Raw genomic sequence first — 23466 nt, 5'->3', positions numbered from 1 at the left:
AGTTCAGAAAACGCAATTACCTCAAACGCGGAAAGAGGGGGATTCGAACCCCCGATACGCTTTTGGCGTATACACGCTTTCCAGGCGTGCCTCTTCAACCACTCGAGCATCTTTCCCTTTGTGTTTGATCGGCAATTTTGAATTGCGAGTGCAAAAGTATGATATTTCGTTTAAATACCATTCAATTGCAGATTATTTTATGTTTCTTTAATGATTTGCCCAAAATCGCGAACAATGGAGCCCCCAAAGAGGCGGGCTGCATTGGCATTGGTGACGCGGGCCACCTCGTCGTCAGGCACGCCGTAGCTCGCAGCCAGCGTGCGGAGCACGTGCACCAAGAGGGCGCTCTCGTTGCGCTGGCCCCGATGCGGCACGGGAGCCATGTAGGGGCTGTCGGTCTCCAGCACGATGCGATTGAGGGGCACAGCGGCCGGCAAGTCGGTGCGCAGGTGGCTGCTTTTAAAGGTAGACACGCCGCCAATACCCAGGCAGAACCCGTCAAACTGCAGGAAATCTTCGGCCTCGCGCGGGTTGCCCGTGAAGCAATGGAACACGCCGCCGGGCAGCTGTGCAGCGTAGGGACGCATGAGGTGCAGCATCTCGTTCTGCGCCTTGCGGCAATGAATCATCAGCGGCAGCCGGTGTTCCACCGACCATTCCACCTGCCGCTCAAAAGCGGCAAGCTGTTCGCGCTCGAACTCGCGGCTCCAATAGAAGTCGAGTCCGCACTCGCCCACGGCGACATAGCGCAGGGGTGTGTCGGCCTCGGCCTGCAGATTGGCCTCAAGCCGCCGCTTCATCCGGGCCAGCACGTCGGCCCAACCGGGCCGCACCTCCTCGGGCTGCAGCCCTATCATGGGGTAGCAATAGCCCGGGAACCGGCGGCACACGGCCATCACGGAGTCCACAGAACTGTCGTCGATGCCGGGCACCAGAATGGCCCCGACACCGGCCGCGCGGGCCCGCTGCACCACCTCGGGCAGGTCGTCGCCAAACTCTTCGCCGTCGAGGTGGGCGTGGGTGTCGATGAATGGAATCATGAATGGATGGGGATTAATACTTGCGCTTCATCATGCGGCCGGCATAAGCACGCAGCTCCAGCTTGCGCTCGGCTGGCACACCCACGGCATCGAGGTAGCGTTTACTCTCGTCAAAGTAGTAGAGCATCTTTTCCTGGGCCAGCCGGTCTATACCTATTTTATTATAGAGAACCGTCATGGCTCGCACCTTCTCCTCGCGGTCGAAGTGCGTGGCCTCGACCCAACGGGTGAGTTGGGCGCGCTGTGCGGGCGTGGCCCGGTTGAAGGCGTTGATGAGCATGTAGGTCTTCTTGTTGGAAACAATGTCTCCGCCGATGGCCTTGCCGAAGACCTTGGGGTCGCCGTACACGTCGAGATAGTCGTCCTGGAGCTGGAAAGCCAGCCCCATCTGCTCGCCAAACTTGTACAGGTTGTCGGCATCCTCGGCCGACGCACCGGCCAGAATGGCTCCAATCTTCAAGGCACAGGCCAACAGCACGCTGGTTTTGAGCCGAATCATTTCGATATACTCGTCCTCGCCCACGTCGTTGCGCGTCTCGAAGTCGATGTCGAGCTGCTGCCCCTCGCAGATTTCCAGTGCCGTCTGACTGAAGAGTCGGAGCACGGCGGGGAGCTTGTCTTCCGGGCAGGAGGCCATGCGCTGATAGGCCAGCACCAGCATGGCGTCGCCGGAGAGGATGGCCTGATTGGCATTCCACCGCCGGTGCACCGTCTCGTGGCCGCGCCGCAGGTCGGCGTGGTCCATGAGGTCGTCGTGCAGCAACGTGTAGTTGTGGTAGGTCTCCAGTGCCGCCGCCTGCATCAGGATGCGCTCGGGATGGTCCTCAAAGAGGTTGTAGCCCAGCAACATCAGCGTGGGGCGGATGCGCTTGCCGCCCATGGACAGCGCATAGTCTACGGGAGCATACAGGCCCTCGGGCTTGCGGTCGCAACCCAAACGGTCGATGAACTGATTCACCTGCAATAGGATTTCGTCGGCAGAACAAACGGGGTTAGTCATATCATTAAATCTTAAAGTTGATGGGAATGGCAAACATCGTACGGCAAGGCTTCTCGTCGAGAATGCCCGGTTTCCAGCGGGGCATCATCCGGATGACGCGCAGGGCCTCGCTGTCGAGCAGGGGGTCGGCCGACTTCACCACCTTGGGACTGGCTATGGAACCGTCCTTATTGACGATGAAAGAGACCACCACCCTGCCCTCAATGCGCTGTTGCTGGGCCTGGACGGGGTAATGGAGGTTGTGCGTGAGCCACTTCATGAAAGCCACCATGCCACCGGGAAACTCGGGCAATTGCTCCACCGTGCGCACCACATCAGAGTCTTGGGGCACGGGCATCTGCGGCAGAGCCTCGGTGACATTGGCGTCGCGAGCCAGCCCCTCGCCGTCGCCAATGACCAGCTTACTGGTGATGGGCGCCAGGCGGTCGGCGGCATCGGTGGCATGGTCCACGGCCTTCACCCGTTCCGTGAGTGCCTTGGAGGCGGGGGCCGGAGCCGCCGAAATCATGTCTCTGGCATCGACGGCGGGGGTGAGGTCGAGCTCCTCCGTGAGGTCGTCGAACTGATCTTCGTCACGGTCGGGGCCGTCGGGGCGCGACGTGTACTCCAGAGCGGCAAACAGCAGAGCCAATGCCAGCACCAGCCCGAGCAAGAATCCCTCGGCCCGCCGCTTCTCCAAATTGGCCCTGTCACTCTTCTTCGTTTCCATGTCGCAATATTCTACGCCCGCCGTCGTTATTTAGGCGAAATCGCCTTGCAAATTTACAGCAATTCTTTAAAAAAGAAGTATCTTTGCCGAACAATTAGAAAAAAACGATGGAAAAAGCCGCCATAGCCTTCCTGCTGTTTCTCGCCGCCCTCGCCGCCCAGGCGCAGGACGAGAGCCAGACCGCATACAACTTCCTGCGGCTGCCCGTAAGCGCACATGCCGCGGCACTGGGAGGCGACAACGTGACCCTTGTGGAGGACGACGGAGCGCTGATGTTCCACAACCCGGCCCTGCTCTCATCGGTGACCGACAAGGCCATCGGGCTGAACTACATGAACTATATGTCGGGGGCCAGCACGGCCAGCGCCAGCTTCAGCCGCGTGGTGAAAGAGCGGGCCTCGTGGGCCGTGTCGGGACAATATGTGGACTACGGCAAGATGAAAGAGGTGGACGAGAACAACGTACAGACGGGCGAATTTTCGGCCCGCGACATGGCCGTGGCCGGATATTTCTCGTACATGCTCGGCACACGGTTTGCCGGCGGCATCTCGGCCCGGCTCGTCAACTCGTACATCGGCAACTACAACTCCATCGGCTTTGGCGTGGATCTGGGACTGAACTATTTCGACCCCGACCACGAATGGTCGGTCTCGCTGGTGGCCAAAAACTTGGGCGGACAGCTCAAGGCCTACAACGAGAACTACGAACACATGCCGCTCGACGTGCAGCTGGGCGTGAGCAAGCGGTTTGTGGGCACGCCTTTCAGAGTATCGGCCACGGTGGTGGACCTGAATCATCTGGATTACAAGATGATTAACCACGTGGTGGTGGGCGGCGAGATTCTGCTCACGGAGACTTTCTGGATAGGCGGCGGATACAACTGCCGGCGGGCCAACGAAATGAAGATAACGGGCACCGAGGGCAAAAGTAGCAGCCACGGGGCCGGGCTCTCGCTGGGCGCAGGACTCAATCTGGAGCGGTTCAAGCTCAACTTGGCCTATGGCAAATACCACGTGTCGAGCTCCAGCGTGGTGCTGAACCTGGGCTACCGCCTCTGAAGTGCGGCCGGCTACACCTATTATTATATAAGGATCATATTGCACACAAAGACAAACACACCAACAATGAAGAAAATCACAATAGCCATCGACGGCTTCTCGTCGTGCGGCAAAAGCACCATGGCCAAAGACCTGGCCCGGAAAATAGGATATGTCTACGTAGACACGGGCGCGATGTATCGCGCGGTAACGCTCTTCGCCCTGCGCAACCGGCTGTTCCGTGAGGACGGGAGTGTGATGGCCGAAGCACTGGAACGACGCATGAACGAGATACGCATCAGCTTCAAATTCAACCCTGAAGCCGGTCGCCCCGATACCTATCTGAACGGCGAATGCGTGGAGCGCGAGATTCGCGGCATGGAGGTAAGCAGCCACGTGAGCCCCATTGCCGCCATCCCTTTCGTGCGCGAGGCCTTGGTGGCCCAGCAGCAACAGATGGGGAGAGACAAGGGCGTGGTGATGGACGGACGCGACATCGGCACGACCGTATTCCCCGATGCCGAGCTGAAAATCTTTGTGACGGCCTCGGCCGAAGTACGTGCCCGGCGCCGATACGACGAGCTGAAAGCCAAAGGGCAGCCGGCCGACTTGGCCGAAATACTGGCCAACGTGCAGCAGCGCGACTATATCGACACCCATCGCGACGTGTCTCCGCTGAAGAAAGCAGACGATGCCATCGAACTCGACAATAGCCACATCAGCATCGACGAGCAGAACGCCTGGCTCATGCAGCAGTTTGAAAGTGCATGCCGCCAGTAGCACCCACATGCACTTTCTCTGGAAATCGCCCTCTCTCCTTCCCCTTTTACTTTTATACTTTTTTACCTTTTTACTCTTTTTTCTTGTCCGTCTCACAAACTTTCATTACCTTTGCAGTGGATTTTAAATATATGTACCCACAACATCCATATACGAGCGAGCGCGAAGAGCGGCAGGGAAAGATGAATTTTCCTGCAAATTTTTCGTCGAATTGTTTGGTAGTTCCAAATAATTTGCTACTCTCTCTCTCTCTCTCTCTCTCTCTAAGAGCCAGACTTACTACCTCCCTCTAAAACACTCACGCGTACGCGCGCGAGGCGAACCACGCGCAACCCCAATAGGCAAAGGACTCCCCGGAGTTTCCTTTGCCCCACTTTTCGTGCCCTTTTTGCAGCTGGGCGAAAAGGGAAATAAGCAGCTTTTAAGCACTCAAAAAGCATGTTAAATCCAAACTAAAATGAAGCATATAAACATGAAAACGAAAAATGAGCAAGACAAGCACAGGCAGCCCTATGTCTGTCCCAACTGCGAGGTCGTCGCCGTGGAGAACGAAAACACCATCCTGGCCGGCAGTCCGGCGGTTCAGCCCGGAGGTGGAGGACCGGCAGGCAATAAAGGTAGCGTCAGCATCGAGGGCCCAGTGGAGGATGACGACGATACGGAAATCTCCGGAGCCAAAAAGTCCACCGTCTGGGACGCGTGGGAAGAGTGATAAAAGTAAAAGAGTAAAAGGTGCTGTCGCGATCCCTCCTTTCCTCTGCGCCTCTGCGTGAGCCATACTCGTGTAGCTCCCACACAGAGACGCGGAGAAAAGGAGAAGCAGGAATGGAGCCACTCTTAAGACAAGCAGACCATTAAGAAAACAAGCAAAGGAGTCAGCAAGCAAAGGAAAAGCAAGCAAGCTGACAAGTAGACAACGATTAAACAACAAGCAACAACCATGATAAGATTCAAGGAATATCTGGAGCGCAGGGCCCGCAGGGCGGCGTTCATGAGTGTATGCCTCGCAGGGCTCGCAGGATTCGGCGGGCTCTTCCTCACTTCGTGCGCCAACGAGGATTTGGGCAAAGACAATGACAAGAATGGCGGCGACAAGGGAGCCGCCGTGAGTTTCAACGTGAGTGAGGCGCAGAACGACGCACAGGCGGCGTTCGCCAAGACCATGCCGGGCGTACCCGTGACACGTGCAGCGTTCACCGAGCAGCTGGGCATGATGAACCTCACACCCAAGGACCTTACCACGCAGAAGCTCACCGCTGAGGGTGCTGCAGGAGCCGACCTCTGTCTCATCGAGACCACCACGCCCGGCGTCATCCCCACGCAGCAGGGCAGCAACGCACACGACACCCAGACGGCAGCCGCAACGGCCGGCACGGAAGAGGCTACAGCCGCCACCCGCGCCAACATCACCACACTGAAATATCTGGGACACTTCTCTTCCTACGGCTACCGCGGCACCACCGCCACGTCCTTTTCCACCACGCCCAACTGGTTCTACAACAAGGACACCAACCCCGACGGCACGCTCGTAGACCCTGTCTATTGGTCGTGGACCAGCCACCACTTCGGCAAGTTCTACGCCGTCTCCCCGTTGGTGACCGCGGGCTACACCAAGCTCGCCGTCTCGCCCGAGACTTATGCCTCCACGCCCTACGTGGATTTCGAGGTGGAGCCCAACGTGACCGACCAGAAAGACCTCATGACCACATTCTCGGGCGTGGTGGAGTATGCCTCGTTCGGTGTGCCCCCCACCACCAACCTCAAGTTCCACCATGCACTCACGGCCGTGCGCTTCGCCGTGGGCCAGAACCTCTCGTGGGACAAGACCATCGACAAGGTGGAGATACGGGGTGCCGTGAGCAAGGGACGCTACACCATGGCGACCGACGCCGACGGCACGGACGCCGCGTGGAACCCCGACTACACGTCGACCGGAACATTCTCGCTGGCCTGCAGCGTGAACACCAAGGCCAACCCCAACGTCATCATCGTGGGCAAGCCCGGCGACAACAACACAACTCCCGGCGACAACTACACGTTCTACATGATACCGCAGACGCTCACCGGCAAGGGCGTGAAAGCCTATGTCCACTTCACCGACGGCACCGAAATCAGCGTCACGCTCACCGGAAGCTGGAAGCCCGGTACCACCAAGACCTACAAGATCAGCAACACCAACAGCAACTGGCAGTACACGCTGAACGTCACCCCGACACTCGGACCCGTGCCATACAACCAGACCGATGCTGGCTGGTACAGCGTGCAGAGCTACCGTCAGGCCCCCGACGGCACACAGCAGGCTGTGGCATGGAAAGTCGTGGGCTATCAGGAGAGCACCGACGGCGGTACTACTTGGTCACCCCTTAGCGATACAAAACCCGAATGGCTTGATGAGCTGCCCGTAAAGGAGGGCAACGGAACGACTTGGAGTGAAAGTGGTATTGCCACCATACAAACATCTTTCATCGATAAACTCGCCGCCTACAACAAGGTTCTGCACGATGCTAATGCCAAGGGAACAGCCAGCAGTTACTACGACCTGTCTACACACGATTACAAAGGTAATCCGACTGCACGCAATACCGCCAACTCCTATCTCATCTCAGCCCCCGGCTACTATAAAATTCCCTTGGTCTACGGCAACGCCATCAAGAACGGGCACGACAATCCTGATTCCTACACAGGTCCCTCTGCGCCTGTAATGTACTATGGTACTGATGTGAATCTCTATCACTTCAAGGATCATAACGATCAAGATATCACCGCCCCATGGATAACCCAAACCAACGGCGGTGTGAATGCCCCCGACGATGCCAAGATTGTTTGGACCGACCAGAGCGGCATCGTTGAGGCCAGCAGCCTCGGCATTGAGGGTAGCGGGACGAACGCTTTCGTCCACTTCCGCGTGCCACAAGATAAGATTAAGAATGGCAACGCTGTCATTGCCGTTACCAAGGGCGGTACGGTCGTATGGTCGTGGCACCTGTGGTTTGCCAAGTCTGAGGAGCTTAACACCATCCCGATGGTCAACTATCAGAACAAGACCTACAGCTTCACCCAACAGACGCTGGGCCTCGTCTACTACAGGTGGGAGGTTTCTACCTGCAGCAAGACTCGCGCAGTGCGCATCAAGGTGGAACAGACCATCCCCAACGGTTCCCCTGCCGTCAAGCAGTCAGGTACCATTACCATCACCCAGACTCCTGGCAGGGACGAAAAGAAGTTCGGCTCTACGCTCTATCAGTGGGGCCGCAAGGATGCCACGCCTAGTACTGATGCCATCGCCGACGGTAGCTACTCTTTCGACGGCACCCCCGGCGGTCGTTCCATCGGTTACGCCATCCAGCATCCTGGGCAAATGTTCATAAACGCTCAGACTAGTCCTCATTATTACGATTGGTGCAATGCCACCTACTTCAACCTCTGGTCTGCCAAGAACACGGAGGTATCCAACTGGTGGAACGACAACACTGTCGTCAAGACCATCTATGACCCTTGCCCTGCTGGGCTGAAGATGCCGGCAAGCAATGCTTTCTCGGGCTTTACCACCACAGGCCAGGGAACCTATACCCCATCTGAGTTCAACGTCGAGGGCAGCTTTGACGAGGGTTGGACTTTCAGGTCGCACAGTGGCACGAACACTATCTTCATCCCTGCTTCAGGCTTTCGCGCCTACAGCTACGGTTTGTTGTCAGCTGTGGGATACTACTGTTACTATTGGTCGGCCGTTCCATGCAGCTCCCTGGACTATAGTTGCTGTTCAAGCTTCGAACCAAACAAGATGAATCCGATTCATGACTCCACTCGTTCGCACGCCCTTGCAGTGCGGCCCGTGGCAGAATAATCTGATGATTTGATTCATTCGGTTTACTCCGGGCGACTACAAGGCCGCCCGCTGAAATACCAGCGTTCTTTGACACATTGAGACAACACAGAGGGAGAAAAACCGCATTCGGCTTTGCCGTTTCACGGAAAATCGGTATATTTGCCACGAGAAGCAAACATTAAATGAAAAAGGTATGGCAACTTACACAATTCACATTAACGAAAGAACCAAGGAAGGCCGCGGGCTTGTGAACTATCTGCGCGAAAAGGGGCTTATCCCCTCTGTTAAAGTGGACGACAGGCCAACCACGCACAAGCAGGGCATTTCGCCCGAGCTGCAAGCCAAACTGGACAAGGCAAGGGAGGAGTACAGAAAGGGCGAAACGCTCCACTTTGAAACTGCCGAGGCTATGAACGCATGGCTTGAAGCACTATGAGTTATAAAATTGATTTCTCCAAGATCGCCCGAAAGACGATTGAGAAATGGGCTAAGTCCGATCCTCAGATGCACAGGAAGCTGACAGCCATTCTCAATGAGATTGTTCGGCATCCGCGCACAGGGCTCGGACATCCCGAGCCTTTGGTTGGAGGCAACCAAATGACCTACTCCCGGCGCATCGCCGCCCACCACCGCATCATCTACGACATTCACGACGACACCGTGAGCGTGATGGTGCTCGAAGTGGAAGGGCACTACGGCGACAAATAGCCCCGAGCCGAGGCGCCCACGACCTCTTTTTCCGTCCCTCATTCCCTGCAAGGAGTAAGGGACGGCTGTTTTTCCCCTCGGATGGTGTTGTCTCATTGTGTCTTTCAAGGTAAAAGGCAGCCCCGCAGCAGGGGAAACCCACGCGAAAAAGGGTGTTTCGGCAGCTGCCGAAAGCCAGAAAACAGAAAAAACAGAGCTTCGGCAGCTGCCGAAACGCAAGAAAATGTCCAGGCAGCATTTCGGCAGCTGCCGAAGCTCGTTTTTAAACAAAATCCAGTCGGCGGCACCTGCCGAATGAAAGCAAATCGTTTGATGCTACAAATATTTATGTTAAACCCTTAAAAATAAAAATCATGGAACTCGAAACCATCCGAAAAGATCGCCTCCACAACATGGAGCACTACCAGTTTGCCGACCGCGTGCTCACGCTCTGCAAGGAGGCGAAGACGGAGAAACTCACCGCCGTGCTCGGGCCCCTCGAGGCCGCCGTGGCCGAGGAGGACAAGGCCCTGAACCAGCCCCGAACGGAGCCCAACACGCAGAAGATGCGCGAGGCCGACGAGCGGCGCGACAGGTCGTATCAGGCACTGCGGCTGGCTGTGGCCCTGCACCTGCACAGCACGGACGCGGCCGTGCTGGCTGCCGCGGAGGCCGTGAATCGCGTGATGGAGGCCTACCCCAACGTCACGGCATCGAACTACGACAAGGAGACGGGGCTCATCCGCAACCTTTGCCGGAAGGACCGTGCGCTGTCGGCCGTGCTGCGCCGCGTCGAGGCGCTGGACGAGCTGGAGCCCTCGGCACCCATCGCCTCGCTCATCACGCAGTACAACAACTTAGTGGACAACCGCCGCACGCTCTTGGCCCACCGCGCGGGCACGTCGCAGACGGCACGCGACCGCCGCCGTGCCGAGTACGAGGCGCATCTGCGGCCGGGTTTCGCCGCGCTGGAGCAGCAGCTGGGGCTTGCGGCCGGCAGCCTGTCGTTCACGGGCAAGACGGAGGGGACGGGTGCGAAGCGGCACTACGAGCTCGTCGTGGCGGGCCAGACGGGTGCCGACGGCCAGCCCAAGACCATCTGGGTGGGGCAGAACAAGAACGGCTCCCTATTTGTGTACGAGAAAGTGGAGGCATGAACCGCGCTGCATTCGCAGGGCCACACGCCCTGTGTGGCCGACCGTCCAAACCACGGTGCATGAGGATTCAAAAGACAACGACCAACAACCATCCTGAACGCTGCGGGCTTTTATAAATGTTGTTATCTGTTGTTCCCAGTTGTCTTTGCCAACATGAACGGACACGCACGGGGGCAAGAACATTGCACACCGCATCGCGTTCAAAAGACAACGACCAACAACCATAAACAACGCTGCGCCACGGTCATGTTGTTGTTATCTGTTGTTCCCAGTTGTCTTTGCCAACCCACCAATAACGGTTGTATGAACGGCCACGCGCGGGGTGCCGGCCATCCCTTTATGCAGACAAGGTAACTACAATACTCTCAATATCGTGTTTTTATAATATCTCTTTTTGCGCGGGCTGTGTCGTGAGACACGGCCCGCGATGCTTTTAGACAGAACAACAGAATGGACATGTAGCTGCGCAATGAAAAAAGACACACCGATTCCACGCGTGGTATTTTCTCACAGATTCCACAGATTTCACAGATGCTGCGCGGTGAATGTGCACAGGGGTTTAGTGTATGATATTGGCATACGGGCCGGCCTTTACGCCCAAACCCAATGTCACACCCTCCGCGCAGCATCTGTGAAATCTGTGGAATCTGTGAGAAAATACCACGCATGGAATCAGCGTGCCCCCTTTCCACCGCGCAGCTATATGTTCAAATATGTTGTTCTGTCTAAAAAAGCCGCGCAAGACTGCACCCATGCAAGCCGTCCAAGGTGACCGAAAAGCTGGAGAGAACTTATAATTTGTCGCGGAAACCGATTTTTTTGCTGCGAAAACAGCAGTTTTTTCAATATGTTGATTCGTATTTTAAAGAAAAACACTATATTTGCAACGAACAATACAACCGAGACGACAAGACCGTACAACCAAGACAACAAGACAAAAACAAGCAAACCAATAGATTATAAATTTTGAGTTAATTACTGTTTTTCGAGGAGCACGCCCGGGATGGGTAGGCTCCTTTTTTATGTTTTATAGGGTATTGTTTGGGGCTTTCTCCTTTTTATATTATATTTGTCGCCGTAAACCGAAACAACAGACCCTATTAAAAAAAGACCTTATGAACAACGAACAACTCATGATGAATGCCAACCCCATCGTGGCCGCTCTGGGCAAGGCCCCCTCGGAATTCACCCGCGAAGACATCATCGACTATGTGACGAAAAACAATATCCGCCTCGTCAATTTCATGTATCCGGGCGGAGACGGGCGGCTCAAGACGCTCAACTTCATCGTTTCCGACCTGGCCTACCTGCGCACCATCCTTACCTGCGGCGAGCGCGTGGACGGGTCGAGCCTGTTCAGCTTCATCCAGGCCGCCAGTTCCGACCTCTATGTGCTGCCCCGCTTCGCCACCGCCTTTCTCGATCCTTTCAGCGAGACGCCCACACTGTGCATGCTTTGCTCCTTCTTCGACAAGGACGGGAACCCTTTGGGCTCGGCACCGGAACACACGCTGCGCAAGGCCTTGGACCGGTTCAAAGCCAAGACCGGCATGGACTTCGAGGCCATGGGCGAGCTGGAATACTACGTCATCAAGCCGGCCGAGAGTCTGTTTCCCGGACAAGACCAGCACGGCTACCACGAAAGCGCCCCGTATGCCAAGATGGGTGCTTTCCGCCAGCGGTGCATGCAGTACATCGCCCAAGCCGGAGGACACATCAAATACGGCCACACGGAGGTGGGATGCTTCGAGCAGGACGGCATGCTCTATGAGCAAAACGAGATAGAATTCCTGCCCGTACCGGCCATACACGCCGCCGACGAGCTGGTGATTGCCAAGTGGGTGATACGCAACCTGGCATGGCAGGAGGGGCTCAACGTAACTTTCGCCCCGAAAATCACCACGGGCAAGGCCGGGTCGGGGCTGCACATCCACATGCGACTGATGAAAGACGGCCGGAACATGCTCGTGAACAACGGGCAGCTCACCGACACCACACGCAAGGCCATTGCCGGACTCATGGAGCTGGCCCCCAGCCTCACAGCCTTTGGCAACAAGATTCCCACCTCCTACTTCAGGCTGGTGCCGCATCAGGAAGCGCCCACCAACGTCTGCTGGGGCATGAGCAACCGCAGCGTGCTCGTGCGCATTCCGCTGGGCTGGACCTCGGGCCACGACATGAGCCGGGCGGCCAACCCGATGGAGCAGGAGGTGCCGATGGAACAAAGGGGCAGCGAGAAACAGACCTTTGAGATTCGATCAGGCGACGGGTCGGCCGACGTGTACCAGTATCTGGCTGCACTCTGCACGGCCTGCCGCCACGGATTCGAGATGGACAACGCCCTCGAGGTGGCCGAGCGAACCTTTGCCGACGGCGACATCCACGACAGCAGCCGTGCCGAACACGCCACCAATATGGCGCAATTGCCCGACAGTTGCGCCGAATCGGCCGACTGTTTAGCCCGTCAACGCAGCGTCTTTGAGGCGGAAAACATCTTCGATTGCGGCATGATCGACGGCATCATTGCCCAGCTGCGCAGCTACAACGACCGCACGCTGCGGCGCGACATCGAGGGCGACGTGCTCAAAGTGGCCCAACTCGTAAAATGCTATTACAACTGCGGGTGAACCGACACCGCCCCTACATTCGACACAAAGCCGCCGGCACGCCCACCCAGCATGCCGGCGGCTTTGTGTTAGCGTCTTTTAAAAAAAGGCATCGGAGCGGAACGTTTTCGATATTATTGCTTATCTTTGTGACATTAAACGAAAGAGACGTATGAAGAAAACCGTGTTCCTCCTTGCCTTGTTGCTGGTTTCGGCAGCCATCAATGCAGACAGTTTTACCTCGTTTTGGAAAAAAGTGGCAGATGCCCGGCAGCGGGATTTGCCCAAGACCGAAATGCAATGGCTTGCCAAAATCATTGACAAGGCCGAACGGGAACAGGCCTACGGCCAGCTGCTGAAAGCACAATTCATGCTGGCCGCCGCGCAGACACAGATTTCGCCCGACTCGATCGAGCCCGCGATTGCCCGGCTGGAGCGGAAACAGCAGCAGGTGAAAGACCCTGTGGCCCAGGCCATCTATGCTTCGGCGCTGGGCAGCCTGTACCGGCAAAAGGACGGCGCTGGGGACACAGCCAAGAGCAAGGCATGGTATGCCCGCTCCATGGCCTCGCCCCAACTGCTGGCGCAACACAAAAGCGCGGAATACGAACCGGCCCTCATCCAGGGAATGGACAGTAAGATGTTCTACGACGACCTGCTCCACGTCATCGGCTTTGAGGCCGAGGCGTATGGGACGCTGCACGACTACTATCGGAGCGTGGGCAACCGGGCGGCAGCCTGCATCTGCGCCTACTACCAGCTGGAGCAGGAGCGCGAGCAGGATACCCAGCTGGCCCGCAAGTCGAAATACCTGCAGCGCGTGGACTCGCTCATCGGCGAGTATGCCGACTTGCGCGAGGCCGGCGAACTGGCCATCGAGCACTACAACATTATCTCTCAAGCCACCGACGCCACCGCAGAGGACCGCGTGAACTACATCAACTACGCCTTGAGCCGATGGGGAGCATGGCCGCGGACCAACATTTTGCGCAACGCACTGAGCGACCTGCAACAGCCGATGTTCAACATCAACATCGGCGACTACATGATGTTGCCCAACGTGGAACGGAAAGTGCTCGTTAATTCCATCCGCAACATCAACGAACTCAACGTCAACATTTTCAGGCTGAACGTACACGGCAACACACAACTTGACCCGTCGGTCAAGGAAGACTATGCCAAATTGCAGAAGCTGCTCTTCCCCGGTGTGCTGCAAACCATTACCCGACGCTACATCGGCCAGCCGGCATGGAAAGAGAACACCGACTCGCTGGTGCTGGAAGGACTGCCCGTGGGCGTGTACCTCATGGAGGCCACGACCGACAACGGCAGCATTGAGCCCCAGCGGGCCCTGCTGCGTGTGAGCGACCTATACGTGATGCAGGAAACCCTGCCCGAAAAGCACGTGCGGTATGTGGTGGTGAACGCCACCACGGGCAAGCCTGTGCCGGGAGCTCACATCCGACTGACCACGGAGAGCCGCTACGACAACGAGAAGGCGCAGACCGTCACGCTCGTGACCGACAAGAACGGCGAGGCCGACCATGCCTATGACAAGAACAGTCCCGACCTGGTGTATCCCTATACCGACAACGACAAGGCTTGCGGCGAGTTCAGCCAGGACAACTATTACCGCCACTGGGACTACAAGAGCAGCGGACTAAGCATTCGGCTCTATACCGACCGTGCCCTCTACCGTCCCGGCCAGAGCGTACACGCGGCAGCCATCGTCTATCGGAAAGACGACACACTGCTGAAGGCAGAGGCCATGGAGGGCAAGCAGCTGACCTTCACCCTCTACGACGCCAACCACAAAAGTGTAGCTACCAAAACTGTCCGGACTGATGCCTACGGCACGGCATCGACCGACTTCTCCCTGCCCCAGTCCGGGCTGACCGGACGCTTCTCTGTCCGCGCCGAGACAGAAAACGTCAGGAGCTGGAATACCGGGTTCCAGGTGGAGCAGTACAAGCGTCCCACGTTCCAAGTGGAGTTCGACAAGTACCAGCAAACCTACCAGCCGGGCGACACCGTACGCGTGCGTGGCGTGGCCAAGACCTATGCCGGTGTGCCCGTGCAGCAGGGCAAGGTGCGCTACACGGTGGCCCGCCGCAGCCGATTCCTGTGGTGGAGGGGCGGCGGCGATGACACGCCGCAGTTATATACCGACTCCACCATGACAGCCGACGACGGCTCATTCATGGTGAAGATGCCGATGCTGTTCCCCGACAAGGCCGACACAAGCCATCCCGTCTACTATCAGGTGACGGCCAGCGCCCAGGTAACCGACCGCACCGGCGAGAGCCACGAGGCAGACTTCTCGCTGCCGCTGAGCAACCGCACCACCATGCTCGCCTGCGACCTGCCCGGCAAGGCGATACGCGACAGTCTGAAAACGCTCACCTTTACACGCCGGAACATCGCCGGCGAAACCATCAGCGGCACCGTGCGCTACCATTTCGGCAACGAGGATTGGAAGACCGCGCCGGCCAATCAGCCCATAGCTCTGGACGGGGCCCTGGCCTCCGGCCGCCATCTGCTCACCGCCATCTGCGAGGGCGACACCGTAAGCCAGAGCATCATTGTCTTCTCCATGGCCGACAAAAAGCCCGTCGTCCAGACCCACGACTGGTACTACGTGTCGGCCAACCGCTTCCCCAATGACGGCAAGCCCGTCTATCTGCAGGTGGGATCGTCGGATGAAGACACACATATTTATTATACGGTGTTCGCCGGCAAAAAGATATTGGCCAAGGGTTCCAAGGTGCTCAGCAACGAGATTCACACCCAGAAGCTGACCTACAAGCCCGAATACGGCGACGGGCTCACCGTGAGCATGGCCTGGGTAAGGTGCGGCAAGCTCTACCACCACCAGACCACCATCAGCCGTCCCCTGCCCGACCAAAAGCTGAAACTGGCATGGAAGACTTTCCGCAACAAGCTCACCCCCGGCCAGAAAGAGGAGTGGACGCTGCAGATTCTCACGCCCGACGACAAGCCCGCCCAGGCACAACTGATGGCCACACTCTACGACAAGAGTCTGGATGCCATCAGCAAGCATGGCTGGAATTTCAGTCTGGACTATGCGCTTGCCAACGTATCGTCGCCTTGGCGGGGGGGCAGCAACTCGGCTATCGGCCTGTATGGGTTCCAAGACCACAAGTCGCTGGCCGAGCGTGAACTGGAACTTAGCCACTTTGACGACGAGATGTTCTACTTCGTCCACCCCGCCGCCATCAGTTATCTAGGGGCAGTGCCAATGATGGAGGAGAGCTCGAACTTGAGGATTCGCGGTACACGAGCCTTGAGTGAAAGCAAGGTCAATATGGCTGTCGGAGCGCTCGACGCGAAAGGTTCCGCAAGAAGTCGAAAGGTGGAGAACAAGGTGTTTGACAGTGTGGAACAGTTGCCTGCCGCCATGGCACGTGACGCGCGACCCACGAGGGACAAGGGCGACGCGCAACTGCGGGAGAACCTCAACGAGACGGCATTCTTCTACCCTGCACTGACGACCGACGGGCAAGGCCAGGTGGCCATCAGGTTCACCCTGCCCGAGAGTGTCACCACCTGGCGTTTCATGGGATTGGCCCACGACCGCACCATTCACTATGGCCAGATAGAAGCCGAAGCCGTAGCCCAGAAGACGGTGATGGTACAGCCTAACCTGCCTCGATTCATCCGCATGGGCGACAAGACACAGCTCTGTACCCAGCTTTCCAACACATCGGACAAGCGTGTAAGCGGAACGGTGCGGCTGCAATTCCTGAATCCCGAGACCGAGAACGTCATCTGCGAATGGAGCAAGCCTTTCTCCCTGGAGGCAGACAAGACCGGCAGCATTGGCTTTGACATCAACGCTTCGCAGCTTTCCTCCTTGTCCAAGGGCAGCAACCTGTTCATCGTGCGCATCATGGCCGACGGCAAGGGATTCGGCGATGGCGAGCAGCACTACCTGCCTCTGCTGCCCAATCAGGAGTATGTCACCACCACGGTGCCCTTCACCCAGAACGGGGCGGGCACCAAGCACATCGACCTTGCCCGGCTCTTCCCCGCAGGAAACAAGGATGGCAAGCTGACCGTGGAATACACCAACAACCCGGCATGGCTGGCCATTCAAGCCCTGCCCACGGTGGCCAGCCCCTACGATCGCAACGCCATCTCGCTGGCCTCGGCCATCTATGCCAACAGCATTGCCCGCCACATCATGAGCCACATGCCCGGCATGACCAATATCATCCGGCTGTGGCAACAGGAAAAGGGCGGCGAAACCTCGCTGATGAGCAGCCTGCAAAAGAATGAAGAGCTGAAGAATCTCGTCCTCTCCGAGACGCCTTGGGTGGGTGAAGCCGAGCGGGAAACCGACCAAAAGCAGCAACTTGCCACCTATCTCGACGAGTCTGCCATCGGCTACAGACTGTCCACTTTCACCAACAAACTCCAGAGTCTGCAGAATCCTGACGGCTCGTTCAGCTGGTGGCCGGGCATGCGCGGCAGCACCTACATGACCATGGCCGTAGTCAAGATACTGGCTCGTCTGAACAGCATGACAGCCCTGCAGAGCGACGCATACGCCATGATGGACAAGGCTTTCGGATTCCTCGACCGGCGCATGGCCGAGGAAGTGGCCGACCTGAAAAAGCAGGAGAAGAAAGGCACCAAGCATCTTGCTCCCAGCGAGACGGCATGCAACTATCTGTATGCCAAAGCACTGACGGGACGCAAGGAGACTCACGACGACGCCTATCTGATTGGATTGTTGGAAAAGATGCCCGCCGACCTGACCATTTACGGCAAGGCCGGCACCGCCGTCATCCTTGCTCAATACGGACGAATGCAGAAAGCCCGTGAGGCTTTGCAGAGCATCAACGAATACTCCGTCTATAAGGAGGAGATGGGGCGCTACTTCGACACGCGAAAAGCCCGCTACAGCTGGTGCGACTATCGCATTCCCACGCAGGTGGCCGCCATCGAGGCCATGAAACGACTGAACACCGACCGAAAGACCATCGAGGAAATGCAACGCTGGCTGTTGCAGGAGAAGCGCACCACGAGTTGGGACACGCCGCTGAACGCCACCGATGCCGTATATGCCTTCCTCACGGACAACGACGGCAAGATGGAGTTGGGCAAACTGGCCGGCGGCGAGCCCGCCGTCCTCAAGCTCGACGGCAGGGCCATGCAGTTACCCAAGGCAACGGCCGGCCTGGGCTATGTCAAAACGACCGTGCAGCCCGTCAAAGCCACCACGTTCAGTGCCGAGAAGACCACAGAGGGAACCTCTTGGGGAGCCTTGTACGCCCAGTTCTGGCAGAAGTCCACCGACGTACAGAAAGCGTCGGCCGGGCTTGCCATCAAGCGGGAAATCCTACAGGCCGACGGCAAGAGCAAGGCCAACTCGTTCAAAGTAGGCGACAAAGTAAGGGTGCGCATCACCATCACGGCCGACCGCGACTACGACTTCGTACAGGTGCAGGACAAGCGAGCCGCCTGCTTGGAGCCCGTGGGGCAGATTAGTGGCTACCGAGGAGGCTACTACTGCGCACCGCAGGACAATGTGACCAACTACTATTTCGACCGGCTGGCCAAGGGCCGGCATGTTGTCGAAACCGAATATTACATAGACCGCGAGGGCGACTTCACCAGCGGCATCTGCACGGCCCAGTGCGCCTACAGCCCTGAATATTCTGCCCGCGAAGCCGCTCAACGATTCTCCGTCAAATAGCAATGAAGAGAAAACAGATACTTACCGCCCTCCTGGCTTTGGCCATCATACAGGGCCATGCCCAAAAGATAACCACCGAGAACACAGTCATCGACTGTGGACAGGTGGTGTTCCGTCAGCCCATCACTGCCCAGTTCGAGATGAAGAACAGCGGCAACAAGCCTCTCCTCATCACGGATGTGCGCACCAGTTGCGGCTGCACCACCGTCTCCTATCCCCGCGAAGCCATCCCCGGTGGGCAAACTTTCACTGTGAGTGCCGTGTACGATGCCCGGCAGATGGGACACTTCGACAAGCAGATTGGGCTGTACAGCAATGCCGGCGGCCAGCCCATGGTGCTCTCTGTCAGGGGTGTCGTGGTGGCCAATATCAAAGACTTTGACGGACAATACCCCTATACGCTGGGGACGCTGATGGTAGATACCACTGACATTGAGTTCGACGACGTAAACCGTGGCGACCGTCCTTATCACAAGATTCATATTAAAAATGTGGGCCGGGAGACGGCGCAACCCGTCATCATGCACCTGCCCGGCTACCTCAAGGCCAGCGTGTCGCCCACGCGCATTGCCCCCGGGCACAGCGGCGTGGCCACCATCATGCTCGATTCCCGCCGTCTGCGCGATCTCGGCCTCACCCAGACCTCTGTCTACTTAGGGGCCTTTCTGGGCGACAAGGTGACTCCCGAGAAAGAGATAACCGTCTCCACCGTGCTGCTGCCGGGCTTTGAAAGCATGACCGAACAGCAGCGGGCCCAGGCTCCCAAGATGCGCCTGTCGGCAGGAAGTCTGGATTTGGGCGAGTTCAAAGGAAAGGCTCGAAAGCGGGGAACCCTCGAAATCACCAACGAAGGACAGTCCACGCTCATCATCCGTTCACTGCAAATGTCTGCGGCCGGGCTTCGCGTCTCACTCAACAAGACCCAGATTGAACCGGGCGCATCGGCCCGCCTCAAGGTCGTCGCTACGGCCAAAGACTTGAAAACGGCCCGCTCCAAGCCCCGCATACTGATGATTACGAACGACCCGGAGAATACAAAGGTAGTGATTAACATCAATGTTTCAGGAAAGAGCTGACCCCATCACAGCTCTTTCCATAAGAATATGAACGTACAAATAGAGATAGACGGAGGCAGTGGCTTTTGCTTCGGCGTGACCACTGCCATCAAGAAGGCAGAAGAAGAACTGGCTGCCGGCAAGAAGCTGTATTGTCTGGGTGACATCGTGCACAACGGCATGGAGGTGGACCGGCTCCATTCCAACGGGCTCATCACCATCAACCACGACCAGCTGCGCGAGTTGCACGATGTGAAAGTATTGCTGCGCGCCCACGGCGAACCGCCCGAAACCTACGAACTGGCACGACGCAACAACATAGAAATTATTGATGCCACCTGCCCCGTTGTGCTGGCCCTGCAAAGCCGCATCAAGAAGCAGTTCACCAACAATCCCCAAGCCCAAATCGTCATCTTCGGCAAAAACGGGCACGCAGAGGTGCTGGGACTGGTCGGTCAGACACAATCCAAAGCCATCGTCGTGGAACGGGTCGAGGACGTGAAACGGCTCGACTTCGGCCGTGACATCTACCTATACTCGCAGACCACCAAGAGTCTCGACGAGTTTCACCGCATCATCGACTACATTCAGCAGCACATCTCCCCCAAAGCTAAGTTCAGGAGCTTCGACACCATCTGCCGGCAGGTGGCCAACCGCATGCCCAACATTGCCGAGTTTGCCACCAAGCACGACCTCATCCTCTTCGTGAGCGGACGAAAGAGCAGCAATGGCAAGGTACTCTTCAAGGAGTGTCTGAGTGTCAATCCCAACAGTTACCAGATAGAAAGTGCCAACGAGATCAACTTCGACTGGCTGCAAAACGTGCATACCATTGGCATCTGCGGAGCCACAAGCACGCCAAAATGGCTGATGGAAGAATGTCGCGACGCCATATTGCAGCACAAGTAGAAACTACTTGGTTCTTAAGGATATATCCTCTACTCTACCCTTTCCGGACTGTTTTCCTTGACGAAGCATCTCTGCCACATTGTCACCCGCGGAGGGTTAGGCACAACCTTTGACCAACAGACAGCAGAAATATCAAAACATCAACGAAAGGAGTTTATCATGACATTCGACAAATTCACCATCAAAGCCCAGGAGGCGGTGCAGGAAGCAGTGAACTCTGCCCAGCAGGCTCACCAGCAGGCCATCGAGCCGGTGCACCTCCTGCAGGGCATTTTGCAGAAAGGCCGCGACGTCGCCAACTTCGTTTTCCAGAAGCTGGGAGTCAACGGCACACAGATAGAAAACCTCGTGCAGCAGGAGCTCCAGCATCTGCCACGGGTAGAAGGCGGACAGCCTTACTTCTCCAACGAGACCAATCAAGTGCTGCAGCGTGCACAGGACAATGCACAGCAAATGGGCGACGAGTTCGTGTCCATTGAGCCTATTCTGCTCGCCCTGCTGCAAGTGGGCTCCACAGCCAGCCGCATTCTCAAAGACGCCGGCTGCAACGAGCACGACGCACAGCAAGCCGTCCAAGAACTGCGCCAAGGGCAGAAAGTGCAGAGCCAGAGCGGCGACGAGAATTTCCAGGCCCTCTCCAAGTATGCCAAAAACCTTGTGGAGGATGCCCGCAGGGGCAAACTCGACCCGGTGATTGGCCGCGACGAGGAGATTCGCCGTGTGCTGCAAATCCTCTCGCGGCGTACCAAGAACAACCCTATCCTGATAGGTGAGCCCGGTACGGGCAAGACGGCCATCGTCGAAGGGCTTGCAGAACGCATCGTGCGCGGCGACGTGCCCGAGAACCTGAAGAACAAACAGCTCTTTTCGCTCGACATGGGCGCATTGGTGGCCGGTGCCAAATACAAGGGCGAGTTCGAGGAACGGCTCAAAAGTGTCATCAAAGAGGTGATGCATGCCGAGGGCAACATCATTCTCTTCATCGACGAAATCCACACGCTGGTGGGTGCCGGCGGAGGCGAGGGAGCCATGGACGCAGCCAACATCCTGAAGCCTGCACTGGCCCGCGGCGAGCTGAGAGCCATCGGCGCCACCACGCTCAACGAGTATCAGAAATACTTTGAGAAAGACAAGGCCTTGGAGCGACGCTTCCAGACCGTCATGGTGGACGAGCCCGACGAGCTGGATGCCATCTCCATTCTGCGCGGACTGAAAGAGCGTTACGAGAACCACCACAAGGTGCGCATCCAGGATGACGCCTGTATCGCCGCCGTGAAGCTTTCCGAGCGTTACATCTCCGACCGGTTCCTGCCCGACAAAGCCATCGACCTGATGGATGAGGCCGCTGCCAAGCTACGCATGGAACGAGACTCGGTGCCCGAAGAGCTCGACGAGATTACCCGTAGGCTGAAACAGTTGGAGATTGAGCGCGAGGCCATCAAGCGCGAAAACGACGAGGCCAAGATACAGCAGCTCGACAAGAACATTGCCGAACTGAAAGAGCAAGAGCGGCAGTTCCGTGCCAAATGGGAGGCTGAGAAAGGACTGGTAAACAAGATTCAGCAAAACAAACAAGAGATAGAATCGCTCAAGTTTGAGGCTGAGCGGGCCGAGCGGGAAGGCAACTACGGACGTGTGGCCGAGATACGCTATGGCAGGCTCAAACAGCTGCAGGACGACATCGACCATACCCAACAGCAGCTCAAAGCCACTCAGGGCGGCGAAGGCATGGTACGCGAAGAGGTGACTGCCGACGACATTGCCGAGGTGGTGAGCCGCTGGACGGGCATCCCCGTGACCCGCATGATGCAGAGCGAACGCGAAAAACTGCTCCATCTGGAGGAGGAACTGCACCGCCGGGTCATCGGACAGGACGAGGCCATCCAAGCCGTGGCCGATGCCGTGCGCCGCAGCCGCGCCGGACTGCAGGATCCAAAGAAGCCCATCGCCTCGTTCATCTTCCTCGGTACCACCGGCACGGGCAAGACCGAGCTGGCCAAGACACTGGCCGACTATCTGTTCAACGACGAGAACATGATGACCCGTATCGACATGAGTGAGTACCAGGAGAAGTTCAGTGTCTCGCGGCTCATCGGTGCGCCCCCGGGCTATGTGGGCTACGACGAGGGTGGACAGCTCACCGAGGCGGTGCGCCGCAAGCCCTACAGCGTGGTGCTTTTCGACGAGATAGAGAAGGCACACCCCGACGTGTTCAACATTCTGCTGCAGGTGCTCGACGACGGCCGGCTCACCGACAACAAGGGACGCACGGTGAATTTCAAGAACACCATCATCATCATGACCTCCAATCTGGGCAGCCAGTACATCCAGGAGCGCTTTGCCGAGCTCACCGATGCCAACCGCAATACGGTCATCGCCGACACGCGCCAAAAGGTGATGGAGATGCTCAAGAAGACCATCCGTCCGGAGTTTCTCAACCGCATCGACGACATCATCATGTTCCTGCCGCTCACCCGAAAGGAGATTGCCCAGGTGGTGACGCTGCAGATGCAGCACGTGCAGCACATGCTCGAACCGCAAGGCTTCAGCATCGTGTGGACCCCTGCCGCCATCGACTGGCTGGCCGGCGTGGGCTACGACCCCGAGTTTGGTGCCCGTCCCGTGAAGCGTGCCATTCAGGAGTACGTGCTCAACAACCTCTCCAAGCGCATTCTTGCCGAGGAGGTGACACGCGACAAGCCCATCACCGTGGATGCCAACGGCGCGGGGCTGGTGTTCAGGAACTGACAAGCTCTTGCGAGGAGTTAGGGAGTTAAGGAGTTAGGGAATTAAGACATTTGTCTGCTGCGGAAAACAACCAGACAGCATTCGTCTTAACTCCCTAACTCCTTAACTCCCTAACTCCTCTTTTTACTCTTTTGCCTTTCTGCTCTTTTACTTTTTTATTACCTTTGCAGCCAAATCAACAACCAACCAG

General features: G+C 57.4%; 16 protein-coding genes and 1 tRNA gene. 13 read left to right on the top strand and 4 right to left on the bottom strand.

Annotation, left to right across the window (positions count from 1 at the left end):
• Positions 1 to 28: 28 nt before the first annotated feature.
• The 4 genes from L888_RS0107285 to L888_RS0107270 all read right to left on the bottom strand — a co-directional run bounded on the left by L888_RS0107285 (position 29) and on the right by L888_RS0107270 (position 2749).
• Positions 29 to 116, bottom strand: a tRNA-Ser gene (locus L888_RS0107285).
• Positions 117 to 197: 81 nt separating this feature from the next.
• Positions 198 to 1040 carry a TatD family hydrolase gene (locus tag L888_RS0107280; RefSeq protein ID WP_027952416.1) on the bottom strand — a complete coding sequence of 281 codons (843 nt, stop codon included), beginning with the start codon at positions 1038 to 1040 and terminating at the stop codon, positions 198 to 200.
• A gap of 13 nt (positions 1041 to 1053) precedes the next feature.
• Positions 1054 to 2040, bottom strand: coding sequence for a polyprenyl synthetase family protein (locus tag L888_RS0107275; protein WP_027952415.1), 987 nt, complete (start codon positions 2038 to 2040; stop codon positions 1054 to 1056).
• A gap of 4 nt (positions 2041 to 2044) precedes the next feature.
• Positions 2045 to 2749, bottom strand: coding sequence for an energy transducer TonB (locus tag L888_RS0107270; protein WP_027952414.1), 705 nt, complete (start codon positions 2747 to 2749; stop codon positions 2045 to 2047).
• Positions 2750 to 2856: 107 nt separating this feature from the next.
• Here L888_RS0107270 and porQ point away from each other — a divergent pair, with 107 nt between their 5' ends.
• The 13 genes from porQ (at position 2857) to clpB (ending at position 23276) form a co-directional block, all read left to right on the top strand.
• On the top strand, positions 2857 to 3807 hold the full coding sequence (gene porQ, locus L888_RS0107265) for a type IX secretion system protein PorQ (protein WP_027952413.1): 951 nt from the start codon (positions 2857 to 2859) through the stop codon (positions 3805 to 3807).
• A gap of 66 nt (positions 3808 to 3873) precedes the next feature.
• Positions 3874 to 4566: a (d)CMP kinase gene (gene cmk, locus L888_RS0107260; RefSeq protein WP_027952412.1), complete on the top strand. Its 693-nt coding sequence runs from the start codon at positions 3874 to 3876 to the stop codon at positions 4564 to 4566.
• Between the two features lie 457 nt (positions 4567 to 5023).
• Entirely contained in the window at positions 5024 to 5278 is a 255-nt protein-coding gene (locus L888_RS0107255) for a hypothetical protein (protein WP_027952411.1), read from the top strand.
• Positions 5279 to 5506: 228 nt separating this feature from the next.
• Complete coding sequence (locus tag L888_RS0107250) at positions 5507 to 8410, top strand: hypothetical protein (RefSeq protein ID WP_027952410.1); 2904 nt, start codon at positions 5507 to 5509, stop codon at positions 8408 to 8410.
• Between the two features lie 175 nt (positions 8411 to 8585).
• A complete protein-coding gene (locus tag L888_RS0107245) occupies positions 8586 to 8828 on the top strand; it encodes a hypothetical protein (RefSeq protein WP_005846183.1) in 243 nt (80 codons plus the stop codon).
• Entirely contained in the window at positions 8825 to 9100 is a 276-nt protein-coding gene (locus tag L888_RS0107240; RefSeq protein ID WP_005846181.1) for a Txe/YoeB family addiction module toxin, read from the top strand. Before L888_RS0107245 ends, L888_RS0107240 begins: the two co-directional genes overlap by 4 nt.
• 97 nt (positions 9101 to 9197) lie before the next feature.
• A complete protein-coding gene (locus L888_RS14665) occupies positions 9198 to 9398 on the top strand; it encodes a hypothetical protein (protein ID WP_044127020.1) in 201 nt (66 codons plus the stop codon).
• A gap of 55 nt (positions 9399 to 9453) precedes the next feature.
• Positions 9454 to 10236 (top strand): DUF6261 family protein, encoded by a 783-nt coding sequence (locus L888_RS0107235; RefSeq protein ID WP_027952409.1) that lies wholly within the window; start codon positions 9454 to 9456, stop codon positions 10234 to 10236.
• Positions 10237 to 11351: 1115 nt separating this feature from the next.
• A complete protein-coding gene (locus tag L888_RS0107230; RefSeq protein WP_015310332.1) occupies positions 11352 to 12863 on the top strand; it encodes a glutamine synthetase family protein in 1512 nt (503 codons plus the stop codon).
• Positions 12864 to 13014: 151 nt separating this feature from the next.
• Positions 13015 to 18564 carry an alpha-2-macroglobulin family protein gene (locus L888_RS0107225; RefSeq protein WP_027952408.1) on the top strand — a complete coding sequence of 1850 codons (5550 nt, stop codon included), beginning with the start codon at positions 13015 to 13017 and terminating at the stop codon, positions 18562 to 18564.
• Between the two features lie 2 nt (positions 18565 to 18566).
• Positions 18567 to 19640, top strand: a complete 1074-nt coding sequence (locus tag L888_RS0107220; protein ID WP_027952407.1) for a DUF1573 domain-containing protein — start codon at positions 18567 to 18569, stop codon at positions 19638 to 19640.
• 27 nt (positions 19641 to 19667) lie between these two features.
• Positions 19668 to 20528, top strand: coding sequence for a 4-hydroxy-3-methylbut-2-enyl diphosphate reductase (locus tag L888_RS0107215; RefSeq protein WP_027952406.1), 861 nt, complete (start codon positions 19668 to 19670; stop codon positions 20526 to 20528).
• 159 nt (positions 20529 to 20687) lie between these two features.
• Complete coding sequence (clpB, locus tag L888_RS0107210; RefSeq protein WP_027952405.1) at positions 20688 to 23276, top strand: ATP-dependent chaperone ClpB; 2589 nt, start codon at positions 20688 to 20690, stop codon at positions 23274 to 23276.
• Positions 23277 to 23466: the final 190 nt, after the last annotated feature.

The organism is Hallella seregens ATCC 51272, assembly GCF_000518545.1.
Taxonomy (GTDB): Bacteria; Bacteroidota; Bacteroidia; order Bacteroidales; family Bacteroidaceae; genus Prevotella; species Prevotella seregens.
The sequence above is the reverse complement of the archived record's forward strand: the minus strand, read 5'-3'. Positions and strand labels throughout refer to the sequence as shown.